This is a genomic window from Kitasatospora sp. NPDC002522, assembly GCF_053595195.1.
This window is the reverse complement of sequence record NZ_JBSFXE010000040.1, coordinates 54,141-68,398: the sequence shown is the minus strand read 5'-3', so window position 1 is coordinate 68,398 and position 14,258 is coordinate 54,141. Positions and strand designations below refer to the sequence as shown.

Below are 14,258 nucleotides of genomic sequence, written 5' to 3'. Positions count from 1 at the left end.
GCCCGGTTACATTCCGAACCCGGAAGCTAAGCCTCATAGCGCCGATGGTACTGCAGGGGGGACCCTGTGGGAGAGTAGGACGCCGCCGAACAATCATTCAGAAGAAGCCCCCCGCCTTTCAGGCGGGGGGCTTCTTCGCGTTGTGCGGGTGCCACCGGATACCCTTCGCCAATGCAGAACCTGACGCTGACGTGGCAGACCTCGGCCGGTGCCTCCGTGGCGCTGTACGGTGCGGCGTTCGCGGTCAGGCGGGTGGGTGCTCGGCGGGCCGGCGCGGAGGCGGGGCGGGGGCGGGCGGCGGTCGCGGCGGATGTGCTGCGGGAGGCGGGGACGCTGCTGGCGTTGTTCGCGCTGTGGCAGGTGGTGGGGCACCTGTCGTTGGTGGGGACGGACAACGCGTTGGACCGGGGGGAGTGGATCCACCGGACGGAGTTGTCGCTCGGGTTCCCGGACGAGGCGTCGTGGCAGCGGGCGGTGATGCCGTACCCGTGGGTGGTGAAGGCGGCGAACTATTACTACGCGACGATGCACTTCGGCGTGATGCTCGTCGTCCTGCTGTGGCTGTTCCTGCGGCACCGGGACCGGTACGGGTGGGTGCGGACCACGGTGGTGCTGACGACGGCGGTGTGTCTGCTGGTCCAGTTCATCCCGGTGGCGCCGCCGCGGATGCTGCCGGGGAACGGGTTCGTGGACCTGGCGGCGGAGTACGGGCAGTCGGTGTACGGGACCGCGGTGGCGGGGGTGGTGGCGGACCAGCTGTCGGCGATGCCGTCGGTGCACGTGGCGTGGTGCGTGATCGTGGCGGTGGCCGTGATCACGGTGGCGCGCGGGCCGTGGCGTTGGCTGGTGGTGCTGCACCCGGTGGCGACGGTGTGGGTGGTCGTGGTGACGGCCAACCACTTCTGGGCGGACGGGTTGGTGGCGCTGGCGATCCTGCTGGTGGTGTACCTGGTGCAGTTCGCGTCCTCGGGGTGGCGGCAGGACGACGTCCGGCCCGAGCCGGTGGTGGCGTGGCCGACGGAGGGCTCCAGGCCGGAGCGGCGCTCGGTGAAGCACTGAGGCCGACGGCCGGGGGTGGAGCTCAGACCGGCTGGGCGGAGAGCAGGGCGTCGGCGAGTGCGGTGCGGTAGTACCGGCTGGCGGGGCCGGAGCGGGCGCGGGCGACCAGGCGGGCGTCGAGCAGGATGCTGAGGTGGTCGCCGATCGCCGCGGGGCTGAGGCCCGTGAGGGTGGCCAACTGGGCGGTGTCGCGCGGACGGTCCAGGCCGGCCAGCAGTTCGGCGCGGGCGGCGCCGAGCAGGCGTCCGAGGCTGGCGGGCGGGGTGCGCGGGGTGGGGACGGGTCCGGCGGAGGTCGGGTAGACCACGGTGACGCGGGCGTGGGTGTCCCGGACGAGCCAGCCGTGACGGGCGCTGCACGGGATGAACAGCAGCTCGGTGACGGCGGGTTGGCCGGTGGGCAGGGCGACGTCCGGGAGCGCGGCGGGCCATCCGTGGGTGGCGGCGTGCCGGGTGCGGGCGGCGATGTCGGCGCGGAAGGCGTGCCGTCGGTGCGGCCAGTCGGGGCGGACGACGTGCTGCCAGGTCCACTCGAGGAGTTCGGCGAAGCCGCGGGTCGCTCGGAGCCGGGTGAAGTCGGGTTCGCGCGCGTCGTCGTCCGGGCCGGGGGGCGGGAGGGGCAACTCGGCGGGCCAGGTGGCGGCTTGGCGGGTGGCGAGCCAGTCCGCGAGTGGGGGGTGGGCGTCGAGGCGCTCCAGGAAGGCGGGCTGGTGGGCGGCGAGCCAGGCGCGACGCCACGGCTCGGGGCGGATCTCGGCGAGGATGCCGACGGTGGCGATGGTCTCGACCAGCGGTGAGAGTGCGAAGCGGCACGCCGCGGGGGTTTCCGTGCTCACCTGCCAGTGCCCCATGTGCCGCCTCCGGTCGCCTCCGAACGAGACAGTAGCAATCGTGGGAGGGGGAGGGAGGGGATTGTTGGGAGGTGGGATGTGGGGGTCTTGGGGTGGGGGCGGCAGTCGCGGGAGGGGGAGGGGGAGGGGGGGATTGTTGGGAGGCGGGGTGTGGGGGCGGCGATCGCGGGAGGGGGTTCTGGGGGTGGATCAGGGGACGCGGAGGGTTGGGGGCCCGGGAGTGGGGTGTGGGGAGTGTTCGACGGTCGCGGGACGCCCGGAGGCCCGGGCGCCGTGGGGGTGGCGTCCGGGCCTCGGGGGGTGGGGCGCTTACTTGACCGGGAGTTCGACCCGGCCCCAGCGTCCGCCGGTGAGGGTGGCGGTGGCCCAGTACCAGGCGGCCAGGCCGGAGACCGCGGCGACCCAGGAGCCGGCCTTGCCCCAGCCGCTGGTCTCGCTGAGGACGCCGATGGCGCTGAGCGCCAGGGAGACCGTCAGGAGGCCGTAGACGGCGCGGGCGAGGAGGCCGGAGCCCCAGGAGGCTGCGGTGAGGGTGAGCGCGAGGAGCGCCCACAGGAGGAGGAACAGGCCCGCGGTGTTCTTGTTGGCGGCGCCGGCACCGGACCAGACGGCCCAGAACGCGCCGAGGGCGGTGAACGCGGTGCCGCTGAAGCGGTCGCCGCCGCGGAACTGCCAGAGGCCGGCGATGAACAGCGTCACGCCGCCGACCAGGTGGGCGACCGTGCCGGCGCCGCCGGCCGAGGTGCCGCTGAGGATGCCGGTGCCGAGCAGGCCGTAGGCCAGCAGGGTCAGACCGAGGGCCAGGTAACCGAGCGGACCCGCGTCTGCGGATCGGGCGTTCGCCCCGGAGGCTTCATTGCTCACCGGAGGCTCCTTTCACTCTGCGCCAGGGCATGGCGAGGTAGCCCTGAAGGGTGGGTGTGCGAAGAGTTGCGCGCGACCGGGCCGTGGGCGCACCGAAGAAGGGGGGGTGCGGCGGCTGCGGTGGAGTGAGCGACCTCGCGGCTCAGCCGCTGGTCGGTGCCCTTCCGGGGTGGAAGCCCCCGGTGCTTACGGTGTACCCAGCCCAGCCGCTATGTACCCTTGTGAATCACGCAGAATGAGCAAGTGTGAGCAAACCGTGACTAGTTCTGACGCTGGGTCGGAATACGGAGCGTCAGGATCGCCATGTCGTCGGACGGCGGCTCGGGGGCGAAGCGCTCGACGGCGCGGTGGACCCGGGCGGCGACCGCGCCGGCGGTGAGTCCGGCGCAGCCGGTGAGGACCTCGATCAGGCCTTCGTCGCCGAGCATCCGGCGGCCTTCCCGGCGTTCGGTGACGCCGTCGGTGACGCAGAGCAGGACCTCGCCGGGGGCGAGGACCAACTCCTCGGCGGTGAGGTCGAGTTCGTCCATGACGCCGAGCAGCGGCTGGGGCGAGGCGGCCTGGTCGACCTGGCCGTCGGTGCGCAGCCGCAGCGGCAGCGGGTGGCCGGCGCAGACCAGCGAGAGGGTGGTGGAGCCGTCCTCGCGCGGGGTGAGTTCGCCGTAGAGCAGGGTGAGGAAGCGGGCGCGGCTGCCCTCGTCGAGGATGGCGGCGTTCAGCCGGGTGAGGACCTGCGGGGCGGTCAGGCCCTCGCGGGCCAGCAGGCGCAGGGAGTTGCGGGCCAGGCCGGTGACGGAGGCGGCTTCGGGGCCGGTGCCGCAGACGTCGCCGATGGCGAAGCCGTAGGTGCCCTCGCGGATCGGGAAGAGGTCGTAGAAGTCGCCGCCGACCTCGTTGCCCTCGCCGGCGGCCTGGTAGAAGACGTCCACCTCGACGCCCGGGATCTTCGGCAACTCGGGCGGCAGCAGGGCGCGTTGGAAGGCCTGGCTGGTGGCGGTGCGCTCGGAGTAGAGCCTGGAGTTGTCGAGGGCCAGCGCGGCGCGGCGGGACAGGTCCTCGCCGAGTTCGAGGATCTCCTGGCGGAATCTGACGCCGTACCGGGCGCCGAGGACGAGCAGGCCGATGACCCGGTTGCGGGCGGAGAGCGGCAGTACGACCGTCTCGCCGAGCAGGCCGGCGAGTTCGGGGCTGTCGGCGAGGCCGAGCGCGCGGGCGGTCTCGGCGGGGGCGGCCCAGGGGCGGGCGCCGGGGCTGCGGACCGGGTCGGGTGCGGCGGTCTTGTCGAGCAGGGCGCGCAGCGGGTCGATGCGGTCCTCGTCCTCGTGCAGGACGAAGGCGAGTTCGGCGCCGCCGGCGGTGTCGGCGGTGGTGTACACGGCGCACCAGGAGGCGAGGGTGGGAACGGCCATCTGCGCCATCAGGGCGAGGGTCTGCTCGTGTTCGAGGGTGCCGGCCAGCAGGTCGGAGGCTTCGACCAGGAAGGAGAGCGAGCCGCGGCGCAGCCGTTCGAGTTCGCTGAGCCGGGCGCTCTCCAGGGCGAGGGCGATCCGGTCGGCGGCGAACTGGAGGCGCAGCGCGTCCTCGTTGTCGTAGCGGCCGGGTTGGGCGGCGGCGACGCCGAGGGAGCCGGTGAGGCGGCCTTCGACCTTGAGCGGGACGGTGATCAGCGAGCGCAGTTCGGTGTCGGCCAGCAGCGGGGCGCTGCCCGGGCGGACGGCGAGGTCCTCGTGGACGGCGGGCAGCCGGGCGGAGTCGTAGCGGCCGGCGCCGATGGCGTCGATCGGCAGCCGGGCGAAGCGGCGGGTGGGGCCCGGCAGGCCGGTGGCGGCGCGCAGTTCGAACTCGGTCTCGTCCTCGCTGGTGAGCAGCAGGTAGGAGGCGTCGGCGTCGAGCAGGTCGCGGGCGCGCTCGACGATGCGCTGGAGCAGGCTGGAGAGGTCGTCGGGGGAGACCGGGCCGACCAGCAGATCGAGCGGTTCGACGGCGGTGGCGGTGGTCTCGACGCTGGTGCCGGGGCTGCGCAGGACGGCGCGGTCCTGCTCGCGGACCAGCAGGCACAGCACGGTGGGGACGCCGTCGCTGTCGCGCAGCCGGACGTGCGCGCCGTAGACCGGGCGGACCACGTCGTCGGTGGTGCGGACGGTGTAGCTGCCCTCCCAGCGGGCCAGGCGCAGGGTGTCGCCGAGGCCGAGTCCGGGGGTCTGCGGCCAGATCGCGAACTCGGCCCAGGGACGGCCGAAGACGGCGTCGGCGGGGTGCTGGAAGAGCGCTTCGGCGTCGGCGTTCCAGTGCCGGACCCGGCCGTGCTCGTCGAGTTGGACGACGGCGACGCGGACCGGGCCGTCGGCGGCGGGGAGTTCGCCGCCGGGGAGGCTGGGCAGCGCGTAGCGGGTGCCGGGCTGCTGCTCGGCCAGGGCGAGCCGGAACCACACGGTCTTCCGGCCGGCCGCGTACTCGACGCCCCAACTGCTGGACAGTGCGGAGCACATGAGCAGGCCGCGGCCGCCCTCGCCGTCGGGGTCGGCGTACCGGTCGGAGTTGAGGGTGACGTTGGCGAAGGACGGCAGGCCGCGTTCGGGGTGGCGGTCGGTGACCTCGATCCGGACGGTCTCGTCCTCGCGCAGGCAGGCGACCTCGGCGGCGGTGCCGGCGTGCACCACGGCGTTGGTGACCAGTTCGCTGACCAGCACGACGGCGTCGTCGACGACCTCGGGCAGGTCCCATCCGAGCAGGGCGTCCCGGACGAAGCCGCGGGCAGCGGCGGCCGACCGGTCGACCGGTTCGAAGGTGGCGGCTGCGCGCGCGGTGACCACGGCCACGTCTCCTCTGCTCTGGTCCGGTGTCTGTCTGGTCCCCCGGGCGGCGTGCTGGGGCCCGGTGCGGCCCTCCACCCTACTTTCCGGTTGGTACCCAGTGGGCCCGGGGACCTGAAACAAGCCCCAGGGGGTGATTTCGTTCACCACTTTCGTCGCCGACCTGGAAAACCCTGGGCAACCGGCCCGTCACCGGGTGCAGGTGCTGTCACACTGGGGGGTCCGTGTGCCGTGGGCCGCCTCCGGGTGGCCGGGTACGCGGCGCGGGAGCGGCGGGCCGGTCGCCGGTCCTTCCGCGGCGGTGAACAGTGATGAGCTGGGAGGGCCCCGTTGAGTTCGGCGACCAAGGACGTTTCCGGTACGACGACGACGCCTGCGGCGCGCGGCAGCCGGTCGGCGCCGCCGTCGCGGGCCGGCGGGCGCCGCTCGGGTCCGGGCCGCGGCGCGGAGCCCGCGGAGCTGCGCAAGCTGCTGGCCGCGCTGACCGCGATGCGGGACGGCAACTTCCGCCGCCGGCTGACCTTTCCCGGCGACGGCCTGCTGGCGGAGATCGCCGCGGTCTTCAACGAGGTGGCCGAGCGCAACCAGCACCTGACGGGTGAACTGGCCAGGGTGCGGCGGGCGGTGGGCCGGGAGGGCCGGCTGTCCGAGCGGCTGGAGACCGGGGTCGGCGAGGGCGCCTGGATGGCGGCGGTCGACAACTGCAACGCGCTGATCGACGACCTGGCGCGGCCGATGGCGGAGGTCGGCCGGGTGCTGTCGTCGATCGCCGAGGGCGACCTGACGCAGAGCATGGAGCTGCGCTCGGTGCACACGACCGGCGCGAGCTACCCGCTGCGCGGCGAGTTCCTGAAGGTCGGCCGGACCGTGAACGGACTGGTCGACCAGCTCAGCGAGTTCACCGACGAGGTGACCCGGGTGGCGATCGAGGTCGGCACCGAGGGCAAGCTCGGCGGGCAGGCCCGGGTGCGCAGCGTCTCCGGTTCGTGGAAGGACCTGTCGGACTCGGTCAACACGATGGCGGGCCGGCTGACCGCGCAGGTCCGCAACATCGCCGAGGTGACCACCGCGGTGGCCCGCGGCGACCTCTCCCGCAAGGTCACCGTCGACGTGGACGGCGAGATGCTGGAGCTGAAGAACACCGTGAACACCATGGTGGACCAGCTCAACTCCTTCGCCGCGCAGGTCACCACGGTGGCCCGCGACGTGGGCACCGAGGGTCGGCTGGGCGGTCAGGCGCAGGTGTCGGGCGTCGCGGGCGTGTGGCGCGACCTGACCGACTCGGTGAACTTCATGGCGGCGAACCTGACCGCGCAGGTCCGCAACATCGCCGAGGTGACCACCGCGGTCGCCAAGGGCGACCTGTCGCGCAAGATCGAGGTCGACGCGCGCGGCGAGATCCTCGAACTGAAGAACACCATCAACACGATGGTCGACCAGCTGTCGGGCTTCGCCGAGCAGGTGACCCGGGTGGCGCGCGCGGTCGGTACCGAGGGCATCCTGGGCGGCCAGGCGCAGGTGCCGGGCGTGGCGGGCGTCTGGAAGGACCTCACCGAGAACGTCAACTCGATGGCGAACAACCTGACGTCCCAGGTCCGCAACATCGCCCAGGTGACCACCGCGGTCGCCAAGGGCGACCTGTCGCAGAAGATCCAGGTCGACGCGCGCGGCGAGATCCTGGAGCTGAAGAACACCATCAACACGATGGTCGACCAGCTCGGCGCGTTCGCCGACGAGGTGACCCGGGTGGCCCGGGACGTCGGCACCGAGGGCATCCTCGGCGGCCAGGCCAGTGTGCCGGGGGTCTCCGGTACCTGGAAGGACCTCACCAACAGCGTCAACCTGATGGCCAACAACCTGACCAGCCAGGTGCGTTCGATCGCCGAGGTGACCACCGCGGTGGCCCGCGGCGACGTCTCCAAGAAGATCACCGTCGACGCCAAGGGCGAGATCCGCGAGCTGGTCACCACCGTCAACACCATGGTGGAGCAGCTGTCGGCGTTCGCCGACGAGGTGACCCGCGTGGCCCGCGAGGTCGGCACCGACGGCATCCTGGGCGGTCAGGCGCGGGTCTCCGGCGTCTCGGGCATCTGGCGCGACCTGACCGACAACGTCAACCTGATGGCGTCCAACCTGACCTCGCAGGTGCGCAACATCGCCGAGGTCGCCTCCGCGGTGGCCCGCGGCGACCTGTCGAAGAAGATCGCCATCGACGCGGCCGGCGAGGTCGCGGCGCTGGCCGACACGCTGAACACGATGGTCGACCAGCTGTCGGCCTTCGCGGTCGAGGTGACCAGGGTGGCCCGCCAGGTCGGTACCGACGGCATCCTGGGCGGTCAGGCGGGCGTGCCGGGCGTGGCCGGCATCTGGAAGGACCTGACCGAGAACGTCAACCTGATGGCCAACAACCTCACCGGCCAGGTCCGCAACATCGCGCTCGTCATCACCGCGGTCGCGCGCGGCGACCTCTCGCAGAAGATCGACGTCGACGCCCGCGGCGAGATCCTGGAGCTCAAGACCAGCATCAACACGATGGTCGACCAGCTCTCCGCCTTCGCCGACGAGGTCACCCGCGTCGCCCGCGAGGTGGGCACCGACGGGCGGCTCGGCGGCCAGGCCCGCGTCCCCGGCGTGGCCGGCACCTGGCAGGACCTGACCGAGTCGGTGAACGAACTCGCCAACAACCTGACCCGCCAGGTCCGCGCGATCGCCCAGGTCGCCACCGCGGTGACCCGCGGCGACCTGTCGCCCCGCATCACCGTGGACGCGTCCGGAGAGCTCGACGAGCTCAAGGACAACATCAACCAGATGATCGCCAACCTGCGCGAGACCACCCGGACCAACAAGGAACAGGACTGGCTGAAGACCAACCTGGCCCGGATGTCCGGTCTGCTGCAGGGCCGCCGCGACCTGTCCGCGGTCGCCTCGCTGATCATGAGCGAGCTCACCCCGGTGGTCTCCGCCCAGCACGGCGCGTTCTTCCTCGCCCAGCCCGCCGGCCGCACCGCCGAACTGGTCACCGAGGACGACGACGAGAACGACATCGTGCTGCGGCTGATCGGCTCGTACGGCTACCACCGGCGCACCATGCCGACCACCTTCCGGCTCGGCGAGGGCCTGATCGGCCAGGCCGCGGTGGAGAAGCGGCCGATCGTGCTGAAGGAGACCCCGCCCGGCTACCTGAAGATCTCCTCCGGCCTCGGCGAGTCCTCCCCGGCGCACGTGGTGGTGCTGCCGGTGCTGTTCGAGGGCCGGCTGCTCGGCGTGATCGAACTGGCCACCTTCTCCAGCTTCACCGCGGTCGCGCTGGACTTCCTGAACCAGATCGCCGACCAGATCGGCGTCACCGTCAACACCATCTCGGTCAACACCAAGACCGAGGGCCTGCTCCTCGAGTCCCAGCGCCTGACCGCCGAACTCTCCATGCGATCGGCCGAGTTGGAGGCCCGCCAGGAGGAGCTGGAGCGCACCAACGAGGAGTTGCAGGAGAAGGCCGAGCAACTCGCCCAGCAGAACCGCGACATCGAGATCAAGAACAGCGAGATCGAGGAGGCCCGGCAGATCCTGGAGGAGCGCGCCGAGCAGCTCGCGCTGGCCTCCCGGTACAAGAGCGAGTTCCTCGCCAACATGTCGCACGAGCTGCGCACCCCGCTCAACTCGCTGCTGATCCTGGCCAAGCTGCTCTCCGACAACAACGAGGGCAACCTGTCCGCCAAGCAGGTCGAGTTCGCCGAGACCATCCACGGCGCGGGCTCCGACCTGCTGCAGCTGATCAACGACATCCTCGACCTGTCCAAGGTGGAGGCCGGCAAGATGGACGTCCGCCCGGCCAAGATCGCCCTGGTGCAGCTGGTCGACTACGTGGAGGCGGCGTTCCGCCCGCTGACCGTGGAGAAGAACCTGGACTTCGCGGTCCGGGTCTCCCCGGACCTGCCGGTCACCCTGCACACCGACGAGCAGCGCCTGCAGCAGGTGCTGCGCAACCTGCTGTCCAACGCGGTGAAGTTCACCGACGCCGGCGCGGTCGAGCTGATGATCCGTCCGGTGGGCGGCGACGAGGTCCCGCAGCACGTGCGCGAGCAACTGCTGGAGTCCGGCACCATGGACGACCCGGACGAGCTGCTGATCGCCTTCTCGGTCGCCGACACCGGGATCGGCATCCCCGGCAACAAGCTGCGGGAGATCTTCGAGGCGTTCAAGCAGGCCGACGGCGGCACCAGCCGCAAGTACGGCGGAACCGGCCTGGGCCTGTCGATCAGCCGGGAGATCGCCAGGCTGCTCGGCGGCGAGATCCACGTCGGCAGCGAGCTCGGCGTCGGCTCGACCTTCACGCTCTACCTGCCGCTGCGCAGCGAGGGCCCCGAGCCGGTCACCCTGGAGCGCGCGGGCGCCCCGCGCGCCGCCGCCGAGCCCCAGCGCACCCCCGCCGAGCAGTGGACCCAGGAGGCCCGCGAGCTGGTCGAGGAGCGCCGCCGCGGCACCGCCGAACGCCGCCGCGCCACCCGCCCCGAGGACGCCCCGCGCCAGGCCGAGGAGACCGTCCCGCGGCAGGGCGACGCCCGCCCGGCGCCCGGCGTCCCGCCGCGCTTCGACGGCGAGCGGGTGCTGATCGTCGACGACGACATCCGCAACGTGTTCGCGCTGACCAGCGTGCTGGAGCAGTACGGCCTGACCGTGCTGTACGCGGAGAACGGCCGCGAGGGCATCGAGATGCTGGAGCAGCACGAGGACGTCGCCCTGGTGCTGATGGACATCATGATGCCGGAGCTGGACGGCTACGCGACCACCGAGCAGATCCGCCGGATGCCGCGGTTCTCCGGGCTGCCGATCATCGCGCTGACCGCCAAGGCGATGAAGGGCGACCGGGAGAAGAGCCTGCAGGCCGGCGCCACCGACCACATCACCAAACCGGTGGAGACCGACCACCTGCTGGCGGTGATGCGCCAGCACCTCCCCGTCGGGTAACCGCCGCCCGCCCGGGGCGCCCTCGCTGGCGGCCCCGGCCGGGAACCCGGTAGGGTCACCCGTCGTTGCCAACAGTGACCGGACGGTGACGGCCGGCACCGGGCCTGTGGCAGGCAAGGGGGTACGGCTAGCATGACCGGGGTAGTGAGGGGCGACGCACTGGTGTCCGCCCTCGGGAAACAACCGGCAGGAGGGCGGGTCCTGGTGCAGAAGGCGAAGATCCTCCTGGTCGACGACCGGCCGGAGAACCTGCTCGCACTCGAGGCGATCCTCTCCGCGCTCGACCAGACCCTGGTGCGCGCCGCGTCCGGCGAGGAGGCGCTCAAGGCGCTGCTCACCGACGACTTCGCGGTGATCCTGCTGGACGTGCAGATGCCCGGCATGGACGGCTTCGAGACGGCCGCGCACATCAAGCGCCGCGAGCGGACCCGGGACATCCCGATCATCTTCCTCACGGCGATCAACCACGGCCCGCACCACACCTTCCGCGGCTACGCGGCGGGCGCGGTCGACTACATCTCCAAGCCCTTCGACCCGTGGGTGCTGCGCGCCAAGGTCTCGGTCTTCGTCGACCTCTACATGAAGAACTGCCAGCTCAAGGAGCAGGCGGCGCTGCTGCGGCTGGAGCTGGAGGCCGGTGAGGGCCCGGCGATCGGCGGGGCGCTGCTCGGCGAGCTGTCCGCCCGGCTGGCCGCCGTCGAGGAGCAGGCCGAGGCGCTGACCAAGCAGCTGGACGCCGCCGCCGACAGCGGCGCCGCGGCCACCGCGGCCCACCTGGAGCGCAAGCTGGCCGGCCTGCGCCGGGCGCTGGAGGCGCTGCGTCCCGGCAGTAGCTGACGGGTCGTCGGCTCCGCCCGTCCGGGTGATATCGCGCAGCCTGACGGCGCGTCGGCGACACAACCCGCCGAAGTGCGCCCGCGCATGTCCGGCGCAGGGGTGCGCCGGTAGGCTGCTGTCCCATGGCCACACGATCGCCCGGAAGCGCCGCCGCACGCACCGCCAAGTCCGGGCCGGCCAAGAAGGCACCGGCGAAGAAGGTCGCCGCGCCCGCCAAGAAGGCGCCGGCGAAGAAGGCGGCCGCGAAGAAGACCGCCGCCCCGCCGCCGCCCCCGCCCCGGCCGATACTCTTCCGCGCCGTGCGCGCGGTCTGGCTCGGGGTGGCGCACTCGGTCGGCGCGGTCTTCCGCGGCTTCGGCCACGGCGCCCGCAACCTGCACCCCGACCACCGCAAGGACGGCGTCGCGCTGCTGCTGCTGGCGCTCGGCCTGGTCACCGCGGCCGGCACCTGGTTCAGCCCGCAGGGCTGGCTCGGCGAGGCCGCCACCAACGTCGTCTCCGGCCTGTTCGGCCGCCTCGACGTGCTGGTGCCGTTCCTGCTCCTCGCGGTCGCGGTGCGGCTGATGCGCCACCCCGAGGGGCCGGAGGCCAACGGCCGGATCGCGATCGGCCTGACCACCCTGGTGGTCGGCGTGCTCGGCCTGGTCCACATCGGCTGCGGGGCGCCCGCGATGGGCACCGGCGCGACCCGGATCCGGCAGGCCGGCGGCATCCTCGGCTGGGCCGCGTCCACCCCGATGATGGCCGCGGCCGGCCCGCCGCTGGCCGTCCCGCTGCTGCTGCTGCTCGCCTTCTTCGGCCTGCTGGTGGTCACCGCCACCCCGGTCAACCGGATTCCCGACCGGCTGCGCCAGGTCGGCGTGCGGCTCGGCGTGGTCGAGCCGCTGCCCGACGGCGCGGTGTCCTCCGGCGGCCGCGCCTACTCCACCGCCCCGCCGGAGGACGCCGACCCGGACGCGCTGCCGATCACCATCGACGACGACGAGCTCTCCGCCCGCCGCCGGCGCCGCCGCCGCAAGTCGGATCCGGCCGAGTCGGCCGCCGCGCCGGTCTCCTTCGACAAGGACCCGTACGCCACCCGCGACCTGGCCGCCGGCGTCGCCGCCGACCTGGACGGCGCCCTGCTGTACGGGGTGCCCGGCTCGCCCGCGGTGGCCAGCATGCTCGGCCAGGTCAAGGACGCTGTGCCGGATTCGACCACGGGCGCACCGCCCGAGGAGTCGTGGACGCCGGAGGTGCCCGCCGCGCGCGCCTCGGACGCCCCCGACGGCCACGGCGACGCCCCCGCCCGGATGGAACAGCTCCAGCTGTCGGGCGGCGTCGGTTACTCGCTGCCCCCGCTCGACCTGCTGGAGCGCGGCGCCCCCGCCAAGGTCCGCACCCAGCTCAACGACGACGTGAAGGCCCAGCTCACCGGCGTGTTCTCCGAGTTCAAGGTGGACGCCCGGGTCACCGGCTTCACCCGCGGCCCGACGGTCACCCGCTACGAGGTGGAGCTCGGCCCGGCCGTGAAGGTCGAGCGGATCACCGCGCTGGCGAAGAACATCGCCTACGCGGTGGCCACCCCGGACGTCCGGATCATCTCGCCGATCCCCGGCAAGTCCGCGGTCGGCGTGGAGATCCCCAACCGCGACCGGGAGATGGTCACCCTCGGCGACCTGCTGCGCTCGCGCGCCGCCGCCGACGACCAGCACCCGATGGTGGTCGGCATGGGCAAGGACGTCGAGGGCCACACCGTGATGGCCAACCTGGCGAAGATGCCGCACGTGCTGGTGGCCGGCGCGACCGGCGCCGGCAAGTCGTCCTGCATCAACTGCCTGATCACCTCGGTGCTGATCCGCGCCACCCCCGACGAGGTCCGGATGGTCCTGGTCGACCCCAAGCGGGTCGAACTGACCGCCTACGAGGGCATCCCGCACCTGATCACGCCGATCATCACCAACCCGAAGAAGGCCGCCGAGGCCCTCCAGTGGGTGGTGCGCGAGATGGACATGCGCTACGACGACCTGGCCGCCTTCGGCTTCCGGCACGTCGACGACTTCAACGCGGCGGTGCGGGCCGGCACCGTGCAGCCCCCGCTCGGCAGCGAACGGGAACTGACGCCCTATCCGTACCTGCTGGTGATCGTCGACGAGCTGGCCGACCTGATGATGGTCGCCCCGCGCGACGTCGAGGACTCGGTGGTCCGGATCACCCAGCTCGCCCGCGCCGCGGGCATCCACCTGGTGCTGGCCACCCAGCGGCCCTCGGTCGACGTGGTCACCGGCCTGATCAAGGCCAACGTGCCGTCCCGGCTGGCCTTCGCCACCTCGGCGATGGCCGACTCCCGGGTCATCCTGGACCAGCCCGGCGCGGAGAAGCTGATCGGCAAGGGCGACGCGCTCTTCCTGCCGATGGGCGCCTCCAAGCCGGTCCGCATGCAGGGCGCCTTCGTCACCGAGGCGGAGATCGCCAAGGTGGTCCAGCACTGCAAGGACCAGCTGGCCGCCCGCTACCGCGAGGACGTGGTGGTCGGCGGCGGGCCGAAGAAGGAGATCGACGAGGAGATCGGCGACGACCTGGACCTGCTGATCCAGGCCGCCGAACTGGTCGTCAGCACCCAGTTCGGCTCGACCTCGATGCTCCAGCGCAAGCTCCGGGTCGGTTTCGCGAAAGCCGGCCGTCTCATGGACCTGATGGAATCCCGCGGGATCGTGGGTCCCAGCGAGGGCTCCAAGGCCCGCGACGTGCTGATCAAACCCGACGAACTCGACGGTGTACTGATTACTCTGCGCGGGTAACCGACGGGTGGTGCAGCACGCTCGCGTCGGCCGGGTGACCACCCGTCAACTCCGGCCGACGACTGTGGCTCGTTCGGGCCCCCTCCGGTT

The 14,258-nt window shown here is 72.4% G+C and carries 7 protein-coding genes and 1 rRNA gene; 5 read left to right on the top strand and 3 right to left on the bottom strand.

The features are described from left to right. Nucleotides 1–91, top strand: a 5S ribosomal RNA gene (rrf, locus tag ACWD4U_RS27970); the annotation flags it as partial. Between the two features lie 80 nt (nucleotides 92–171). Then, nucleotides 172–1,059 (top strand): phosphatase PAP2 family protein, encoded by an 888-nt coding sequence (locus ACWD4U_RS27965; protein ID WP_363458285.1) that lies wholly within the window; start codon nucleotides 172–174, stop codon nucleotides 1,057–1,059. 22 nt (nucleotides 1,060–1,081) lie between these two features. Here ACWD4U_RS27965 and ACWD4U_RS27960 read toward each other — a convergent pair whose 3' ends face one another. The 3 genes from ACWD4U_RS27960 to ACWD4U_RS27950 all read right to left on the bottom strand — a co-directional run bounded on the left by ACWD4U_RS27960 (nucleotide 1,082) and on the right by ACWD4U_RS27950 (nucleotide 5,736). Further along, nucleotides 1,082–1,894 carry a winged helix-turn-helix domain-containing protein gene (locus tag ACWD4U_RS27960; protein ID WP_363458288.1) on the bottom strand — a complete coding sequence of 271 codons (813 nt, stop codon included), beginning with the start codon at nucleotides 1,892–1,894 and terminating at the stop codon, nucleotides 1,082–1,084. A gap of 324 nt (nucleotides 1,895–2,218) precedes the next feature. Next, a complete protein-coding gene (locus ACWD4U_RS27955; protein ID WP_363458291.1) occupies nucleotides 2,219–2,773 on the bottom strand; it encodes a GPR1/FUN34/YaaH family transporter in 555 nt (184 codons plus the stop codon). A gap of 260 nt (nucleotides 2,774–3,033) precedes the next feature. Continuing rightward, on the bottom strand, nucleotides 3,034–5,736 hold the full coding sequence (locus ACWD4U_RS27950) for a SpoIIE family protein phosphatase (RefSeq protein WP_449787336.1): 2,703 nt from the start codon (nucleotides 5,734–5,736) through the stop codon (nucleotides 3,034–3,036). A gap of 339 nt (nucleotides 5,737–6,075) precedes the next feature. Here ACWD4U_RS27950 and ACWD4U_RS27945 point away from each other — a divergent pair, with 339 nt between their 5' ends. The 3 genes from ACWD4U_RS27945 to ACWD4U_RS27935 all read left to right on the top strand — a co-directional run bounded on the left by ACWD4U_RS27945 (nucleotide 6,076) and on the right by ACWD4U_RS27935 (nucleotide 14,168). Beyond that, nucleotides 6,076–10,551, top strand: coding sequence for a HAMP domain-containing protein (locus ACWD4U_RS27945; protein WP_363458378.1), 4,476 nt, complete (start codon nucleotides 6,076–6,078; stop codon nucleotides 10,549–10,551). A gap of 201 nt (nucleotides 10,552–10,752) precedes the next feature. Beyond that, nucleotides 10,753–11,388 carry a response regulator gene (locus ACWD4U_RS27940; RefSeq protein WP_363458380.1) on the top strand — a complete coding sequence of 212 codons (636 nt, stop codon included), beginning with the start codon at nucleotides 10,753–10,755 and terminating at the stop codon, nucleotides 11,386–11,388. 122 nt (nucleotides 11,389–11,510) lie between these two features. Next, nucleotides 11,511–14,168 carry a DNA translocase FtsK gene (locus ACWD4U_RS27935; RefSeq protein WP_363458297.1) on the top strand — a complete coding sequence of 886 codons (2,658 nt, stop codon included), beginning with the start codon at nucleotides 11,511–11,513 and terminating at the stop codon, nucleotides 14,166–14,168. Nucleotides 14,169–14,258 lie beyond the last annotated feature (90 nt).